The sequence below is a fragment of the Flavobacterium sp. WC2509 genome, from assembly GCF_052683105.1.
The window spans coordinates 332,179-350,129 of sequence record NZ_JBQZFG010000001.1 but is presented as its reverse complement, the minus strand read 5'-3'; the positions used below and the strand labels follow the sequence as shown (position 1 = coordinate 350,129).

At 36.4% G+C, this 17,951-nt stretch carries 8 protein-coding genes and 1 pseudogene; all 9 read left to right on the top strand.

Annotated features, from left to right (window positions below; all coding sequences use genetic code 11):
• Positions 1–1,416: 1,416 nt before the first annotated feature.
• Positions 1,417–6,333 carry a CBM96 family carbohydrate-binding protein gene (locus ACUN3A_RS01290; RefSeq protein WP_445549542.1) on the top strand — a complete coding sequence of 1,639 codons (4,917 nt, stop codon included), beginning with the start codon at positions 1,417–1,419 and terminating at the stop codon, positions 6,331–6,333.
• Positions 6,334–6,633: 300 nt separating this feature from the next.
• Positions 6,634–6,810, top strand: a pseudogene (locus tag ACUN3A_RS01285) (sigma factor-like helix-turn-helix DNA-binding protein); the annotation flags it as partial.
• Between the two features lie 390 nt (positions 6,811–7,200).
• Positions 7,201–11,070, top strand: coding sequence for a chondroitinase family polysaccharide lyase (locus ACUN3A_RS01280; protein ID WP_445549541.1), 3,870 nt, complete (start codon positions 7,201–7,203; stop codon positions 11,068–11,070).
• Positions 11,071–11,352: 282 nt separating this feature from the next.
• Positions 11,353–12,219, top strand: coding sequence for an AraC family transcriptional regulator (locus ACUN3A_RS01275; RefSeq protein ID WP_445549540.1), 867 nt, complete (start codon positions 11,353–11,355; stop codon positions 12,217–12,219).
• 608 nt (positions 12,220–12,827) lie between these two features.
• On the top strand, positions 12,828–13,175 hold the full coding sequence (locus ACUN3A_RS01270) for an L-rhamnose mutarotase (RefSeq protein WP_445549539.1): 348 nt from the start codon (positions 12,828–12,830) through the stop codon (positions 13,173–13,175).
• Positions 13,176–13,297: 122 nt separating this feature from the next.
• Entirely contained in the window at positions 13,298–14,077 is a 780-nt protein-coding gene (locus tag ACUN3A_RS01265) for an SDR family oxidoreductase (protein WP_445549538.1), read from the top strand.
• 118 nt (positions 14,078–14,195) lie between these two features.
• Positions 14,196–15,485 carry an L-fucose:H+ symporter permease gene (gene fucP / locus ACUN3A_RS01260; protein WP_445549537.1) on the top strand — a complete coding sequence of 430 codons (1,290 nt, stop codon included), beginning with the start codon at positions 14,196–14,198 and terminating at the stop codon, positions 15,483–15,485.
• A gap of 14 nt (positions 15,486–15,499) precedes the next feature.
• Complete coding sequence (locus ACUN3A_RS01255) at positions 15,500–17,155, top strand: UxaA family hydrolase (RefSeq protein WP_445549536.1); 1,656 nt, start codon at positions 15,500–15,502, stop codon at positions 17,153–17,155.
• 25 nt (positions 17,156–17,180) lie between these two features.
• Positions 17,181–17,945, top strand: coding sequence for an SDR family NAD(P)-dependent oxidoreductase (locus tag ACUN3A_RS01250; protein ID WP_445549535.1), 765 nt, complete (start codon positions 17,181–17,183; stop codon positions 17,943–17,945).
• Positions 17,946–17,951: the final 6 nt, after the last annotated feature.

The window sequence follows — 17,951 nt, the reverse complement described above, 5'->3', positions numbered from 1 at the left end:
ACTTTTTGATATTGATTGCCCAAGAAAAAGTAGTAACGATAGCTTTGACATAAAAAGCAATAGTTATGGTTTGATTCTTCAACTATAGATTTGTGGTTGAGTACGTTGTGGTGGAGTCATTTTAGAAAAACCTAAACAGGAATAAAACTCTAAATTCTTTTATAATCAATACACAAATCCCTGTATCCGTTAATTACAGAAGCAAAGGTTCATAATTGATGATAACCATATCATTAATTATGAACCTTTTGTTTATTATATTTTCACTTTTTATCAGCCCAACAAATAGCCTATATTTTTAAACAATGTTCGTAGATTGAATTATTCTTTAAATGTATTAAACAGCATTAAAAAGTGAAGACTTTTTTGAGATGGACAGTAAACGCTTTTCGCATAGAAATCAACATAGTAATACTAACTTATTGTTTGGTATCAATTAATTTCAAAATTAATCGTTCAAACTACAAAATTCTATAAATTTTATTAATATTTTTTTATATAAATTATTGTAAATGAATTACTTATTTGTAATGTTGCGATAATGTCAATGAGTTTTACTTTAATAAGCAGTTTTTTAATTTGTTTTAAGTAAATACTAGTTGAGAATATAAATAGGTATAGGGTTTCTCGATATTTCCATTGATACTGTTAAAATATAATATTTAAGAGCGTTAAATTAACTTCAATTTAAATGACATGTAATTATAATGTTAATATTAGTTTAAAAAAAAGTAAATTTTTTGTCACCCATTTTTAATCTTATGTCATCTAGTAGTATAAGGCCTTAATTTTTAGTGGAATATGCAGCTTTTTTTGAGATTTTCCCCATCCTATTGGGTTGAAAAAATAAGCGAAGTAGTGTTTAGTAACTAGAGAAATGGTTAAATATACGCCTGAAAACTATTAATCGCCTTAATAGTGGCTTTGTCAGTTCTAGTTTTTATGTACTTTATAGTAAAGCTGATCCGCAAACAGAAATACTAAAGACATATGGAGTGTAAATCTAGAAAGTCACATTCTATTATTATTTAATTTGTGTTCGGCAGAGTTGAAAAGTCTGTCATTTTACAGTGTTAACAGTTGTAGTAGTTACTTTCTTTAGCGCTAAGATAAATAGTGCATCAGCTATTTCGCCTTAGATCTATTCAAAAGAAAAGTAATGACTAGGCAAGTTTAGAGAAATGCTTGTAAATGTGTAATTACTCTTTTATTGGGGTCGACAAAAAAAATGATTTGTTCGTATACAGATATAGCGCCAGGTTCGTAAGTCTTAGTGTTTTTACACGTTCATACTTAGGTTCTTTGGAAAGAAAACAAGTTCTGAAATTATAATAATTTAAAAATTAAAAACTCCATTTATTATGTAGCATTATTTACTAGAATCTATTAATTAACTCAATAAACCACTATTACGAAATGAAAAAAAAATCTACTTTTTTGTTGCTGATTTTTCTCAGCTTCATTCCCAGAGTTCTAGCCACAGATTTTTACACAGCATCTGCAACGGCAACCCTTGTGGGGAATACCGGTGCTGTAAACGCAAACTGGACGACCAATCCAGACGGAATTACCGGCCTAGGTACAGTTGCCATCGCCACAACCGACAACCTTATTATTTTGAGTGGCGGTACGGCCACCATTTCTGCTTCTGCTACTATAAACATTGGTGCTCTAACGATCAATAATGGCGGAACAATTATTCATCCTAATAGCGCTACGGGAACTGACTTTAATATTAGAGGACTCCTAACATGGAATGGAAATATTAAAACATTGCAGGCAGTATCCGGAAGCAATTTTTTTAATGTATATGGAGATATTGTTGGAAGTACTGCTCAACTTGACCCGGCCAGCAACAGAACGGTGTATGTGAGAGGTGACGGATTAAGAACCATTAACTTAACCCAGGTTGCCACAAGTATTATCAATACAACAACTGCAGGTATTAATATTTATAATAATCGTAAGTTGGTTGGAAATTGTAAGTGGTACAGTCCGCTTATTTTTAGCGGCGGTCCTAGTCCTGCCACGATATTAGACCTTAACGGATATGATTTGCAGGTTTCCAGTATTCAAACCGGGAATTCTACTCGTTTATTGAAATGCAACCCAAATTCCAGCCTTTCTATTTCTGGAGGACAACAGACTACAAACCTCTTTTTGGATCCTTCGGCGTCAACGCTTAATAAACTGACCATCGATTCTGCAATGACTCCTGCTAATTCAGGATCAGCTATCAATATAACTGGCGATCTTGCCGTAAATACATTATACTTTGGTCTAGCTTCTGGCAGTACGCTTACGAGGTCAATAACGGTAAATGGTACTGTTGCATTGGCCGACAGTGGTAATATGCGCGTAGAAACCAAAGGAACAACGGCTGGTACCTTATATGACCAATTAAAAGCGACCGGAAACATCACCATCGGCAGTGCTACAACATTGCAGGTTGATCTCGTAAATTCATATAGTCCTCCAGCGGGATCGCTTTTCAATTTTATGCAATCAACAGGAACGGGTACAACGATCACAGGAAGTTTTGCAACAGTTAAAAATCCAAAGGATTATGTAACTACTGTTACCTATCCTTCGGCAAACACGCTGCAATACAAAGTAGATGATAAAATCTGTTCCTACACCCCAACTCCAGACCTACCTTTGTTAGCATCAAATGCAACGATTGATGCAGAAATAGAGACCATCTTAAAACGCTATTCCGATGCTTATTTGGGTACCGCTGCGCCGACAACCGCTGCGCTTAATGCTGCTATCGCAAGTTATAATGCACTTGGCATTACGGTGAACGGAAATACCATCACTGGAACTATTACCAATTACAGTCAGGCTGCTTTTTTAAAAACTTTTGCCCAACAACTCAAGTTTCATCCCGAAGATACCGATACCTATACTAAGGCTCTTAATACGGTGTGGCTGGTTTCCTATCGTATATGCAAGGGGACATTAGCTGTAGACGGCATTCAATATGACTATACGAAATTTGCCCAACCAGCAATACTGATTCCTCAAATCAGAACCAACGCAATGGTAAAGAGTTTATTTGAAAATGTACTCTACAAACAGAATGATTTTGACTACATGTGGAATTCCAGTTATCAAGGAGGGATCAACATAGATCACGTTGGTAACAGTGGAACTGTTATGATGGCCTATGTAAAATGGTTGGACTCTGCCGATGAGCGCTATCGCTATATGACTGCTTTTAAGCGAAAGATGGACTATTTCATGGCTTATACACCAGGAACTATGGATGGAATAAAAGCAGACGGATCTATTTTTCATCACAACGTATCCTATCCAGGATATACGTATAATTATAATACTGCTGCTAGTATCGTTTATTATTTGCGAGGCACTTCTTTTGTGGTTAGTACCGACTCTTATCTTCGCTTAAGAGATGGAATGATGGCACAGGCAATGTTTTGTAATGATACTAGAGTGAGATCTATAACTATGGCTGGAAGAAATCCCAACATAACCGACATTGATATTAGTATAGGTGCATTCCGGAATATGGCAATGGCGGGAGGAAGCATTTTGGGTACTGGAAGTTCAGATCCGGTTGTGGCTACTCTTCACAATCGTATATGGCCTGGTACCTATACACCGCTGGGCAATGCCGCTGTGGCACCGTTTAATTCAGGTTTTTTTCAGATGAATCATTCTATGGCTGGAATTTATCGCAATAACAATTGGGTGGCCACGATCAAAGGATTTAATGATAATATGATGGGTGCAGAAACCTATGGCCCTGAGCTGTCAAGTAAAAACCGTTTTGGACGTTATCAAAGTTATGGCGTCGTTGATATAATGTATCCCGGAACTTCCGTAGAGAATGGTTATGACGTAACTACTAGGGATTGGAATTTTGTGCCCGGCGCTACAGTGATCCGACTTTCATGGGATAAGCTTGATGCAGAAAAATCGAACCAAGAGCAACTCCAACAAAAAAGATTTGCAGGTTCTTTAAGTTTTATAAATAAAAACAGTGATTATCTAAAGGCGGATCACGGTACTTACGGTATGTTTGCGATGGATTTTCAAGAGCAATCGGGTCTAGGATGGGGAACTTCCACCTATTCTTCGGATAATCATAATGCCACTTTTGTTTTCAAGAAATCGGTATTCGCATTTGATAACCTATTGATTTGTCTGGGTTCAAACATTGGCAACAATGATGCCGTAAATACTACTCTGACTACATTGTATCAGCGCAAGGCAATTACAGGAAAAGAAGTGGTGAATGTGGACAGTAATTTATTACCGACATCCGACTACAGTAATACGTACGATGCTGCGACTAGCCACTGGCTTATAGATAACTTCAGCACCGGTTTCTATGTGTTTCCAGGAAGTGGAACCATTAAACTGACAAAAGCGAACCAACAAACACCACAACATGATCAGTTATGGAATCAGCAAACTGTTTCCAATAATCCAGTAGGGAATTATGCTATCGGTTATCTCGATCATGGAACAGCTCCATCCAATCAAGGTTACGAATATATTTGCATGCCTGGGGCTACTGCTACAGACATGACCACTCTGGACAGTCAAATTGGAGCCGGCAGCAAGCCTTATACGGTTTACCGTAAAGATAATATTGCCCATATTGTGGAATACAAGCCAACTCCCACTTCCAATTCAATATTTGGGTATTCTTTTTTTAGCGCGGTTTCAGGAATAAACAATTCGGGTCAAGTGACCAGTGCAGATTATCCTTGTCTAGTGATGTCGCAATATGATTCGGCGCAAAAAAACCTTAAATTAGCGGTAAATAATCCCGATCTAGGATTTCTTAAAGCGATAGGTACTTCATCAGTGCAAAGTACTCCATCTGTGGACAAACAGATAAATATTAAACTAAAGGGAACCAACTGGCAATTTGCTCAACCAAATACAAGAGCGGCTATAACAGGCACTGCAAACGGAGAAACGACAGTTCAGTTCACAGTGGTGGATGGATTACCAGTAGAGATTAATTTGGTTTGGGTTCCTACTCCTCAGACTATAACTTTTAATGCAATACCGACAAAAAAAGCTACTGATGCTGTATTTGATTTGACGGCAACGGCTTCGTCAGGTTTAGCGGTTGCTTATACCAGTTCTAATACTGCTGTGGCTACAATAAGCGGTGCTACCGTAACTATCGTAGGTGAAGGTACTAGTACCATTACGGCTTCACAAGATGGAAATGATGTTTATGCAGCTGCCGCACCAGTAGCTCAAACATTTAAAGTGAATGCACTTCCTACGGTATCTATTACATCACCGGTTACTAATACGACATTAACCACACCTGCAACTTTAACTATTGATGCTGCAGTTGCTGATACAGATGGGACAATTAGTAAAGTGGAGTTTTTCCAAGGAACTACTAAACTAGGCGAGGTTCTTACAGCACCTTATAGTTTTAGTTGGGCAAATGTGCCTGCCGGAAAATACTCAATTACGGCAGTTGCCACAGATAACGATGGTGCCACTGCAACTTCAGAAATTGTTACTGTTATCGTAAATACAACAATCAATCCGCTGGCAGATGATTATGTAAGAAACGGTACTTATGCTGTGGACAATTATGGGACATCAACTTCATTGGTACTAAAAAAAGATCCGACTTCATACGGTAGAGAAATATTTTTAAAATTTGACTTGAACGGTGTAAGTAGTTTTGATAATGCCGTTTTGCGATTAAATATCGTTAGTGCAGGTACAGCCGTGACTGCAACCACTTGGCAGGTGTACTATGTGTCTACAGATACTTGGACAGAAACTGGTCTTAACTGGAATAACAAACCAGCGTCAAGCACTTTGCTGGCAACTGTCACCGGTCAGGCCTCTGGATGGGTTGAGTGGAATATCAGTAGCCAGGCATTAGCAGAACTTTCAGGAGATAAGACATTGTCACTTCAGATCGTTTCAACGGTTGCTAATGGTGCATCAGATGCGACTTTCACTTCGAAGGAAAGTGGAAATGCAACACTCCGCCCTCAACTGCAGTTAACATCTTCTTCACAAACAGGAAGAATGAGCAAGGAAGAGATAGGTAAAAGTATCATAGCGCCAGAAACTAATAGGGACACTATAGAAATATACCCTAATCCTGTAGAAGATCTGTTGCATATAGATCTTGCCAAACTCAATGGACCTACAGAAGCACAGGTGTATGACATGCAAGGCCGTATCTTGTTTAATCAAAAATTGAATGAAGGCAGTGTTGTATTAAACGTGTCAAATCTTTCGGCAGGAATATATGTTGTTAAGATATATGCTGGCAGTGTGGAGATAGCAGTGAAGAAAATGGTGAAAAAGTAAAAAGTTGTAATGCATTTAGATTTTTTATATTACTAAATGAATAAAATTTCCTGCAGGACTTACTAAGTTGTAAGCCTGCAGGATTTTTTTTAATAAAGATGTCCTGGTTTATTTGATGAATAATCTTTTAGGTCAAAAGAAAGAAAATAGAATAAAAAAAAACCGCATAAATAGTCAGTATTTTCTATAGTGGACATTCGTGATGGCTGCAAATGATTAGTTAAAGATATTGAAAATGTTGTAAATAATTTAATGGAGTAGGATTCATTAGACTTTTTTGCTTTAGAAGAGGGAAAAGAAGCTCTTCCCGAAAAAAGCAAAGAAGTTTTTAAAGCCATTGTATTGGAAAACATGAAGTATAAAGAGATAACAGAACAACTCGAAATTTCAATTAATACTGTAAAAATGCATTATACAATAGTCTTAAAACAACTTAGCGGTAAACTGGACATAATTATAATGTTATTGTTAGTTTAAAAAAAAGTAAATTTTTGTCACCCATTTTTGATTTTATATTATCTGTATATAACATAAGGCACTAATAGCAAGTGAAATAATCAGCTATGTTTTAAAATTTATTGTTTTATACTCGGGAAGAAATAAGTGAAATAGAGTTTTACGATTGAGAGAAATAGTTAAATAACGCTTGAAATTATTAATGCATAATGGTGTTTTGCTAAGTATGGATTCACATTCATAAGGAATACGCCAGATTTGTAAGTATTGACATTTTTGCTCAGTTCATCCTTGGATTCTTAAAAAACAAATTCTAAAACTATGCTAATTTTAAGAATGAAAGACTCCAAATTTATTATGTAGCCACTATTTACCAGAATCTATTGATTAACTAAATAACCACATTACAAAATGAAAAAAAAAACTACTTTTTTGTTGCTGATTTTTTTAAGCTTCATTCCCAGAGTTTTTGCTACGAATTTTTACACCGCATCTGCCTCGGCAACATTAGGAGGTAACACTGGTGCAGTAAACGCCAACTGGACTACCAATTCAGATGGAATTACCGGTCTTACCACGGTTGCTATGTCCATAACTGACAATCTTATTATTTTGAATGGTGGTACGGTCACCATTTCGACTTCTGGCACCATGAACATTGGAGCTCTAACGATCAATAATGGAGGAACAATTATTCATGCTAATAATGCTACAGGAACTGACTTTAATATTAGAGGGCTTCTAACATGGAATGGAAATATTAAAACACTACAGGCAGTATCTGGCAGTAATTTTTTTAATGTATTTGGAGACATTGTTGGAAGCACTGCTCAACTTGACCTGGCCAGTAACAGAACGGTGTATGTGAGAGGTGACGGATTAAGAACCATTAGCTTAACTCAGGTTGCCACAAGTATTATCAATACTCAGGGTGCAGGTATTAATATTTACAATAATCGTAAATTGGTTGGAAATTGTAAGTGGTACAGTCCGCTTATTTTTAGCGGGGGGCCTAGTCCTGCTACGATATTAGACCTTAACGGATATGATTTACAGGTTTCCAGTATTCAAACCGGGAATTCAACCCGTCTGTTGAAATGCAACCCAAATTCCAGCCTTTCTATTTCTGGAGGACAACAGGTTACTACACTCTTTTTGGATCCTTCGGGGGCAACGCTTAAACAACTGACCGTCGATTCGGCAATGACTCCAGCGAATTCGGGGGCAGCTATCAATATAACTGGAGATCTTGCCGTAAGCACATTGTACTTTGGTCTAGCTTCTGGCAGTACGCTTACGAGGTCAATAACGGTAAATGGGAATATTGCATTGGCAGACAACGGAACTATGCGCGTAGAAACCAAAGGAACAACGGCTGGTAGTACATACGATCAATTAAAAGCAACTGGAAACATCACCATCGGCAGTGCTACGACATTGCAGGTTGATCTCATTAATTCATATAGTCCTCCAGTCGGATCACTTTTCAATTTTGTGCAATCCACTGGAGTGGGTACAACGATCATAGGAAGCTTTACAACAGTTAAAGATCCAAAAGACTATGTAAGCATGGTTACTTATCCTTCCGCAAACACGCTACAATACAAAGTAGATGACAAAATCTGTTCTTACACTCCAAGTCCAGACTTACCTTTGGTAGCCTCAAATGCAACGATCGATGCAGAAATAGAGACCATCTACAACCGCTATTCCGATGCTTATTTGGGTACCGTTGCGCCAACTACCGCAGCACTTAATGCCGCCATTGCAAGTTATAATGCACTTGGTATTACGGTAAACGGAAATAGCATCGCTGGGACTATTACTAATTACAGTCAGGCCGCGTTTTTAAAAACTTTTGCCCAACAACTCAAATTTCATCCTGAAGATACCGACACCTATACCAAAGCTCTTAATACAGTATGGTTGGTTTCTTCTCGTATATGTCAAGGAGTATTAGCTATAGACGGTATTCAATATGACTATACGAAATTTGCTCAGCCGGCAATACTGATTCCACAAATCAGAACCAATGTATTGGTAAAGAATTTATTTGAAAATGTGCTGTACAAACAAAATGATTTTGACTATATATGGAAATCCAGCTATCAGGGAGGAATTAACATAGATCACGTTGGCAACAGTGGAACAGTTATGATGGCCTATGCAAAATGGTTGGACTCTGCCGATGAACGCTATCGTTATATGACTGCTTTTAAGCGAATGATGGGTTATTTCATGGCTTATACACCAGGAACTATGGATGGAATAAAATCGGACGGCTCTAGTTTTCATCACAACGTATCCTATCCAGGATATACGTATAATTATAATACTGCTGCCAATATCGTTTATTATTTGAGAGGCACTTCTTTCGAAGTAAACACTGATTCTTATCTTCGCTTAAGAGATGCGATGATGGCACAAGCAATGATTTGCAATGATATTGGAGAGAGATCTATAGCTATGGCTGGGAGGAATCCCCACATAACTGATATTGATATTAGTAGAGACGCATTCCGTAATATGGCAGTGGCTGGAGGAAGCATTTTGGGTACTGGAAGTTCAGATCCAGTTGTGGCTACTCTTCACAATCGTATATGGCCTGGTACCTATGCACCGCTTGGCAATGCCACTGTGGCGCCATTTAATTCAGGTTTTTTTCAGATGAATCATTCCATGGCTGGAATTTATCGTAAAAACGATTGGGTGGCCACGATCAAAGGATTTAATGACAATATGATGGGCGCAGAAACCTATGGCCCTGAGTTGTCAAGTAAAAACCGTTTTGGACGTTATCAAAGTTATGGTGTTGTTGATATCATGTATCCTGGAACTTCCGTAGCGAATGGTTATGATGTAACTACTAGGGATTGGAATTTTGTGCCGGGTGCTACAGTGATTCGACTTCCATGGAATAAGCTTGATGCAGAAAAATCGAACCAAGAGCAACTCCAACAAAAAAGATTTGCGGGTTCTTTAAGTTTTATAAATAAAAATAGTGATTATCTAAAGGCGGATCACGGTACTTACGGTATGTTTGCGATGGATTTTCAAGAGCAAGCGGGTCTAGGATGGGGAACTTCCACCTATTCTTCGGATAATCATAATGCCACTTTTGTTTTCAAGAAATCGGTATTTGCATTTGATAATATGTTGATTTGTCTGGGTTCAAACATTGGCAACAATGATGCCGTAAACACGACTCTGACAACTTTGTATCAACGTAAAGCAATAACAGGGAAAGAAGTGGTGAATGTGGATAGTAATGTATTGCCGACATCCGACTATAGCAATACTTACGATGGAGCTGCCAGCCATTGGCTTATCGATAACTTCAGCACCGGTTTCTATGTGTTTCCTGGAAGTGGAACCATTAAGCTGACAAAAGCGAACCAACAAACGCCACAACATGATCTGTTATGGAATCAGCAAACTATTGCCAATAATCCAGTAGGGAATTATGCCATCGGTTATCTCGATCATGGAACAGCTCCATCCAATCAAGGCTATGAATACATTTGTATACCTGGGGCTACAGCCACAGACATGACCACTCTAAACAGTCAAATTGGAGCAGGCAACAAGCCTTATACGGTTCACCGAAAAGATAATATTGCTCATATTGTGGAATACAAACCAACTGCCACTTCAAATTCAATATTTGGATATTCTTTTTTTAGTGCGATTTCTGGAATAAACAATTCAGGACAAGTAACCAGCGCAGATTATCCTTGCTTGGTGATGTCTCAATATGATTCGGCATCAAAAAAACTTGCACTGACGGTAAACAATCCCGATTTAGGATTTCTGAAAGCGATAGGTACTTCATCAGTGCAAAGCACTCCATCAGTAGATAAGCAAATAAACATTAAAATAAAGGGAACCGAGTGGGAACTTTCTCAGCCAAATACAAGAGCTGTCATAACAGGTACTGCAAACGGAGAAACAACAATTCAGTTCACGGTTGTGGATGGGTTGCCAGTAGAAATTACGGTTAATAATACTCAGACTCCCAGTTTATCAATAGGGAATTTTGAAAGAGAAAATGGTGTAACGTTCTATCCTAATCCTGTGAAAGATGTATTGTATATAGATCTTGCCAAAGACAATCGTACTACTGAAGCACAGGTGTTTGATATGCAAGGTCGTATGTTGTTGAATCAAAAATTAAATGGAAGTAATGCCGTAAATGTATCAAAACTATCAACAGGAATTTATATTGTTAAGATATATGCTGGCAGTGAGAAGATAGTATCGAAGAAAATAATAAAGAAGTAAAAAGGTTAAATCCATTTAGATTTTTTTTATATTTATAAGTAAGCATAATATCCTGCAGGCTTTGTTAAATTTGTTGCCTGCAGGATATTTTAAAAGCAAAAAAATTAGTAATATGTGAACTGGGTAATCGTTCTGATAAAATTGAACAGTCCCAAAAGTTACTAACTTTTGAAACAGTCCATTTTTAAGATATATGGGTTCGCATGGTCAAAATAGATTTGTATCTAATTATATGAATCAAATCAATAGTAATAGTTTAACTATAATGTTATTATTCTCGAAATGAAAATTGTAAAAACAAATATTGCTTCCTATACTAATACTGCACTTTCTGTATTTTCGCGGGAAGAATCTTTTTTTCAGTCCCCTTTTCATTCACATCCGGAATTTGAGTTGGTTTATATTTTAGAAAGTCATGGAAAACGCATTATCGGAAACTCGATAGAGTCATTTGAAGCGGGAGATATGGTATTTCTAGGAGATGATATTCCGCATGTTTGGCTTAATGATGAAGCTTTTTATAAGGAAAATGATAGTCTGAAAGCCAAAGCCATTGTGATTTATTTTAGCAAAGACCTTTTTGGGAAATCTTTTTATGAATTACCGGAAGCTCAGGAAGTCAAAAAATTTCTTTCTCAAGCGATGAAAGGCGTGGCTATCACAGGTCAGACAAATAGCCTGATTGCCAAAAAAATGAAAAAATCACTAAAAATGAAAGGCTTTGAGGTTATCGTGGGACTACTTGAAATTTTGTCTCTTTTGTCAAAAAGCAAAGATTTGAGATACATCAATGATGATCAGTATATCTCTATGAATGATGATAATAAAAATGATCGTCTTGTAGCTGTTTTTCAATATGTGAAAGCAAATTATAATAAAGATATTTCTCTTGATGAAATTTCTCAAATCGCCAATTTGACACCCACTTCTTTTTGCAGAATGTTTAAAGCTAAAACCAAAAAGCCATTTGTGGAATACCTGAATGAAATCAGAGTATCAAATGCATGCAAATATTTATTAGAAACCAATCTGGGAATTTCTGAAATTGCCTATGAATGCGGTTATAAAACAGCTTCAAACTTCAATAAGCTGTTTAAAAAAATAATAGGAACTACTCCTAAAGAATATCGAAAAAGAGCTTTAGCCTAAGTTTTAAAAAATCTAATCCTTAATTCGTTACCATTAACTGAATTTGTCTTATTCTATTTTCCAGGATAAGACAATTTCGTGTGTTTATTTATCAAATCTGTTTTATTTTTATTGTAATACCATTAGTACCTATAAAATAGTCTAATCTACTCGTTCTTTTTCTCCAATGCTTCCTCAAAAAATAATTCCATAGCAAGGGCTATGCAATGATTTTTATCATTGTCTTGAAAAAAAAATAACTTCGCATCTTTAGACCATTTTATATCCACTAATAGTATAATTATTATTGCGTTTTTTTGAGTATTTCGCTATGAAATTAATGGATGCTTTTTTAAAAGATAAAAGATTGTCAAAATGTATGACATTTATTGTCCTTTTTGTGAAATTAATAATAAAGATAATAAAAGATTAATTAATGATAATTTTGAGGTATAATAAAACATAATAATGAAATAATTTTATTTTTTGAAATTGTAATGAAAACATTGTGTCTGAATATCTATAACGTTATAGTAAATAAACTTGTTTTTGAAATCGGGCATCGAAAAGGAATCAATTTTTAATCAAATAATTTAGGTTTTTGAACCTTACATTTTAAATAAAATAATATGGTAACTCAAAAATATTGTCTTGCACTAGATTTGAATGAAGATCCGAATTTAATGGCCGAATACAAAAAATATCACGAAAAGATCTGGCCAGAAATCACGGAAAGTATTGTTGGTTCCGGAATCGAAAACCTTGATATTTATTGCGTTGGAAACAGGATGTTTATGATTATTGAGGCTAATGAAACTTTTACTTTTGAAAGAAAAGGAGAGATGGATGCTAATAATCCGATCGTTCAGAAATGGGAAGAATTAATGTGGAAATACCAAAAGGCATTGCCATGGGCAAAAGAAGGCGAAAAATGGATGATGATGGAAAAAATATTTGACCTGCATAAGAACAGATAGTGACCCATATTTTTGGAAATACCATCCTGTAAAAGATGCTAGGATTAGTCAAATTTTATCATCTTGAATAAACTCTTAATTAATAAAAAAATAAAAAACTATCCAACCTAAATAGAGAACAAATGAATCTTAATCTTGATAAGAAAATAATTATTGTAACTGGTGGTGCAAAAGGAATAGGACTTGGAATCTGTAAAGTTTTGGCTGCTGAAGGTGCTATTCCCGTAATCGTGGGAAGAGTTGATGTTGATAATCAAATTGCAATTAAAGAAATCGAAGCTGATGGTGGAAAAGCACTTTCTGTTGTAGCCGAATTAACCAATCCTGATGATTGTAAAAATGCCGTTGATCAGGTAATTGCATTATGTGGCCGTATTGATGGATTAATCAATAATGCTGGTGTAAATGATGGTGTAGGTTTGGAAAGCGGAGACTATGAAAAATTTATGGCATCAGTTCATAAAAACCTGGTACATTATTATTTGATGGCGCAACACGCTTTGCCGGAATTGAAAAAAACAAAGGGAGCGATTGTAAATATTGGTTCAAAAACAGCAGATACTGGGCAAGGAAATACTTCTGCTTATGCTGCTTCAAACGGTGGTCGTAATGCCTTAACGCGCGAATGGGCAGTTGAATTGTTAAAATACGGAATCCGTGTCAATTCGGTTATCGTAGCAGAATGTTATACGCCGTTATATGATTCATGGATTAAGACCCTTGAAAATCCTGAAGAAAAATTAAAAGAAATCAAAGCTAAAATTCCGTTCGAAAACAGAATGACTACAGCTGAAGAAATTGCAAACATGGCGGTATTCTTATTGTCTGACAAATCAAGCCATACAACAGGTCAATTGATTTATGTAGATGGAGGATACACACATTTGGACCGTTCATTGTAATTTTTAAATAAAAAAGAAGATAATTAGTAATTAAACAAGGGCAATATTGAATTAATAAAAGTAGTGCAAGTACTCTATTTTTATATTGCCAGAAATCTACAAATTTAATAAAAAGTATATGGCACTAGTAACACAATTAAATGTTGAAAAGAATGTGAGTTCTAAGGAGAATAAAAAATGGCTGTTCCCTTTTATATTGGTAACAAGCTTGTTTTTTTTCTGGGGGTTTGTGCACAATTTAGATCCGATACTTATTCCTCATTTAAGGAAAGCATTTAATCTAACGGATTTAGAATCTTCTTTGATTGATTCTTCTGTTTTCATCGCCTATTTTGTAATGGCTTTGCCAGCAGGTTATATCATGAGAAAATACGGTTATAAATCGGGTATTATGATCGGGTTGATTTTGTTTGGTATTGGTTCCATTTTGTTTGTTCCAGCCGCAAATTCACTACAATATATTTATTTTTTAGGGGCTTTATTTGTTATCGCCTGTGGACTTACGTTTTTGGAAACGGCAGCCAATCCTTACGTTACGATATTGGGAGCATCAGAAACGGCAACAAAGAGATTGAATTTTTCACAGTCTTTTAATGGATTGGCTGCTTTTATTGCACCAGCTTATATTGGACCGATAATCTTGTCCGGAAAGAACTTAACTAAGGTTGAAATGGATGCCATGTCGCCTGCAGCACTGCATGCCCATATTTTGGAAGAAGCGGCAAGCGTAAAAATGCCTTACCTGATTTTGGGACTGATTATTTTATCAGTAGCAGTAGTTTTTTATTTTACCAATATGCCTGATGTAAAAGATGAAGATAAAGATGGGGCAGATGGCGCAAGTTTTGGAGGTGCTTTAAAATCAATGCGTTTGCGCTGGGGGATTTTGGCACAATTCTTTTATGTAGGAGCCCAAGTTTGCGTGGCTAGTTTTTTTATTAAAATGGCGACTAGTTCAGCAGGTTTAGACGAAGATACGGCAGCTAAATATTTAGGCTTTTTTGGTTTAACATTTATGTTGGGACGTTTTGCAGGAACATTTTTCATGCAATATATACAGCCAAGAAAATTATTGATTATTTATTCGATTATTGCGATTTTCTTATCCATAGTGGCTATAATGGGAACAGGAATGATAGTGGTTTATACTTTAATTGCGATTGCATTTTTTATGAGCATCATGTTTCCTACTATTTTTTCTATGGGAATTGACGGTCTCGGGCATAATACCAAAATCGGATCTTCATTGATAGTAATGTCGATCGTTGGAGGAGCTTTACTCCCTCCGGTTTTAGGCTTCATTTCAGATGCTACCGGAAGTATTCAAAACGGTTATGTTGTTCCGCTGACTTGTTTTTCAGTAATATTATTATTCGCATTTAACGGTCATAAAACAAATAAAGCATAAATTCTATTTATAGTATGTTAGAAAATAAAGTTAAAAATTTAGTGATAAAAATGCATCCAGGAGATAATGTTCTGGTAGCTTTAACAGATTTGGAAAAAGGAGAAAGTGTAACTTTTGAAGAACAAACTTATATCCTTCAAGACACTATTAAGGCAAAGCATAAATTTTACACAACTGATTTGAAAGCGGGTGCTGAGATAATCATGTATGGTGTTTTAGTTGGAAAAGTGCAGTATGATGTCGTAAAGGGGGGCCTGATGACAACAGCTAATCTGAAACATGCTGCAGAACCATACGGATATCGTCATGTTGATTTTTCATGGCAGGCACCCGATGTTTCAAAATATGAAAACAGGACTTTCAAAGGGTATAAAAGAAAAGACGGTCGTGTTGGAACTGCCAACTATTGGTTATTTGTACCAACCGTTTTTTGTGAAAACCGAAATCTGGATGTAATTAAAGAAGCCCTGCACAACGAATTGGGCTATTCTGTAAGTGATAAATACACACAATACACCCACCAATTATTGGAGGCATACCAAAATGGAGAAAATATTGATGCTGTCAATATGCAGCTCTCTCCAAATAATACCGTCAATCGTGTTTTTAAAAATGTGGACGGCATTAAATTCCTAAATCATCAAGGAGGTTGTGGTGGTACACGTCAGGATGCGGCTACGTTGAGCGCTTTATTGGCTTCGTATGCCAATCATCCCAATGTGGCTGGTATTACCTTGTTGAGTTTAGGCTGTCAGCATTTGCAGGTACAGGATTTTGTAAACGATGTCAAAAAGCAAAATCCATCCTTCGATAAACCGTTATTTATTTTTGAGCAGCAACAAGCAGAAAGCGAAGAAGTATTAGTCGCTAATGCTATCAAAAAAACATTTGAAGGATTAATTGAAATAAACAAAGAAGAGCGAACTGCTGCGCCATTAAGCGAACTTTGCATTGGTGTAAAATGTGGAGGGAGTGATGGTTTTAGCGGAGTTTCAGCTAATCCAGCCGTTGGTTACACAGCGGATTTATTAGTTGCTTTGGGCGCTAAAGTTTTATTGGCCGAGTTTCCAGAATTATGTGGAGTGGAGCAAAATCTTATTGATCGTTGTACAACAGAAACGACAGCAAAAAAATTCATTGATTTAATGCAGTCTTATGATGCTTTGGCACATAAAGTGGGTTCGGGTTTTCATATGAATCCATCTCCGGGAAATATTAAGGACGGATTAATAACTGATGCTATAAAAAGTGCTGGTGCCGCCAAAAAAGGAGGAACAGCACCCGTAATTGATGTATTGGATTATACCGAGCCAGCAACAAAAGCAGGTTTGAGTTTGGTTTGTACACCAGGAAATGATGTGGAAGCAACTACTGGTAAAGCAGCATCTGGAGCAACATTAATATTGTTTACTACTGGATTGGGAACGCCGACGGGAAATCCGGTTTGTCCTGTTATTAAAGTAGCTACAAACTCTATTTTGGCAAAAAAGATGCGTGATATCATCGATATTGATTGTGGTCCGATTATTAGTGGAGAAAAAACCATTGAAGAAATGGGAGAAGATATTCTGGAATATTGTATTAAAGCAGCAAGCGGAGAAATTATTCCAAAAGCTGTTTTATTAAATCAAGATGATTTTATACCTTGGAAACGTGGTGTATCTTTGTAAAAATTAAAAATCTTAAATTAAAAATATGTTTTCATTACAAAACAAAAAAGCGGTTGTTACCGGTGGTGGCAGCGGAATTGGGAAAGCTATTTCTGCTTTATTTGCAAAGCAGGGAGCTGAAGTACATATTATTGAATTAACTGAAGAAAGTGCCAAAACAGCTGTTGATGAAATAAAGGCAAGTGGAGGAAACGTATTTTCACACGCTTGTAATGTAGCCAGCCAGCAAGAAGTTTTAGCAATATTCGAAAAAATTGGAAACATTAATATTCTGGTGAACAATGCTGGAATTGCGCATGTTGGTAAAGTTGATACTACTGCTGAAGAAGATTTTGACAGAATTATGAATGTTAATGTAAAAGGGGTGTATAATTGTTTATATGCTTCGATACCACAATTCCGACTTTCAAATGGTGGTGTGATTGTTAACATGGCGTCTATAGCTGCCTGGGTTGGAATTCCGGATCGATTTGCTTATTCTACTGCAAAAGGAGCTGTTATGGCAATGACTTTATCAGTTGCAAAAGATTATATAGGCGAAAATATTCGTTGCAATTCTATTTCTCCGGCAAGAGTTCACACGCCTTTTGTGGATGGTTTTATTTCTAAAAATTATGCCGGTAAAGAAGCGGAAATGTTCGAAAAATTATCGCAGTCACAACCGATAGGACGTATGGGAAAACCTGATGAAATTGCTGCTTTGGTTTTGTTTTTATGCAGTGACGAGTCTGGTTTTATTACTGGTAGTGACTATCCAATTGATGGCGGTTTTATTAAATTAAATAACTAATTATAA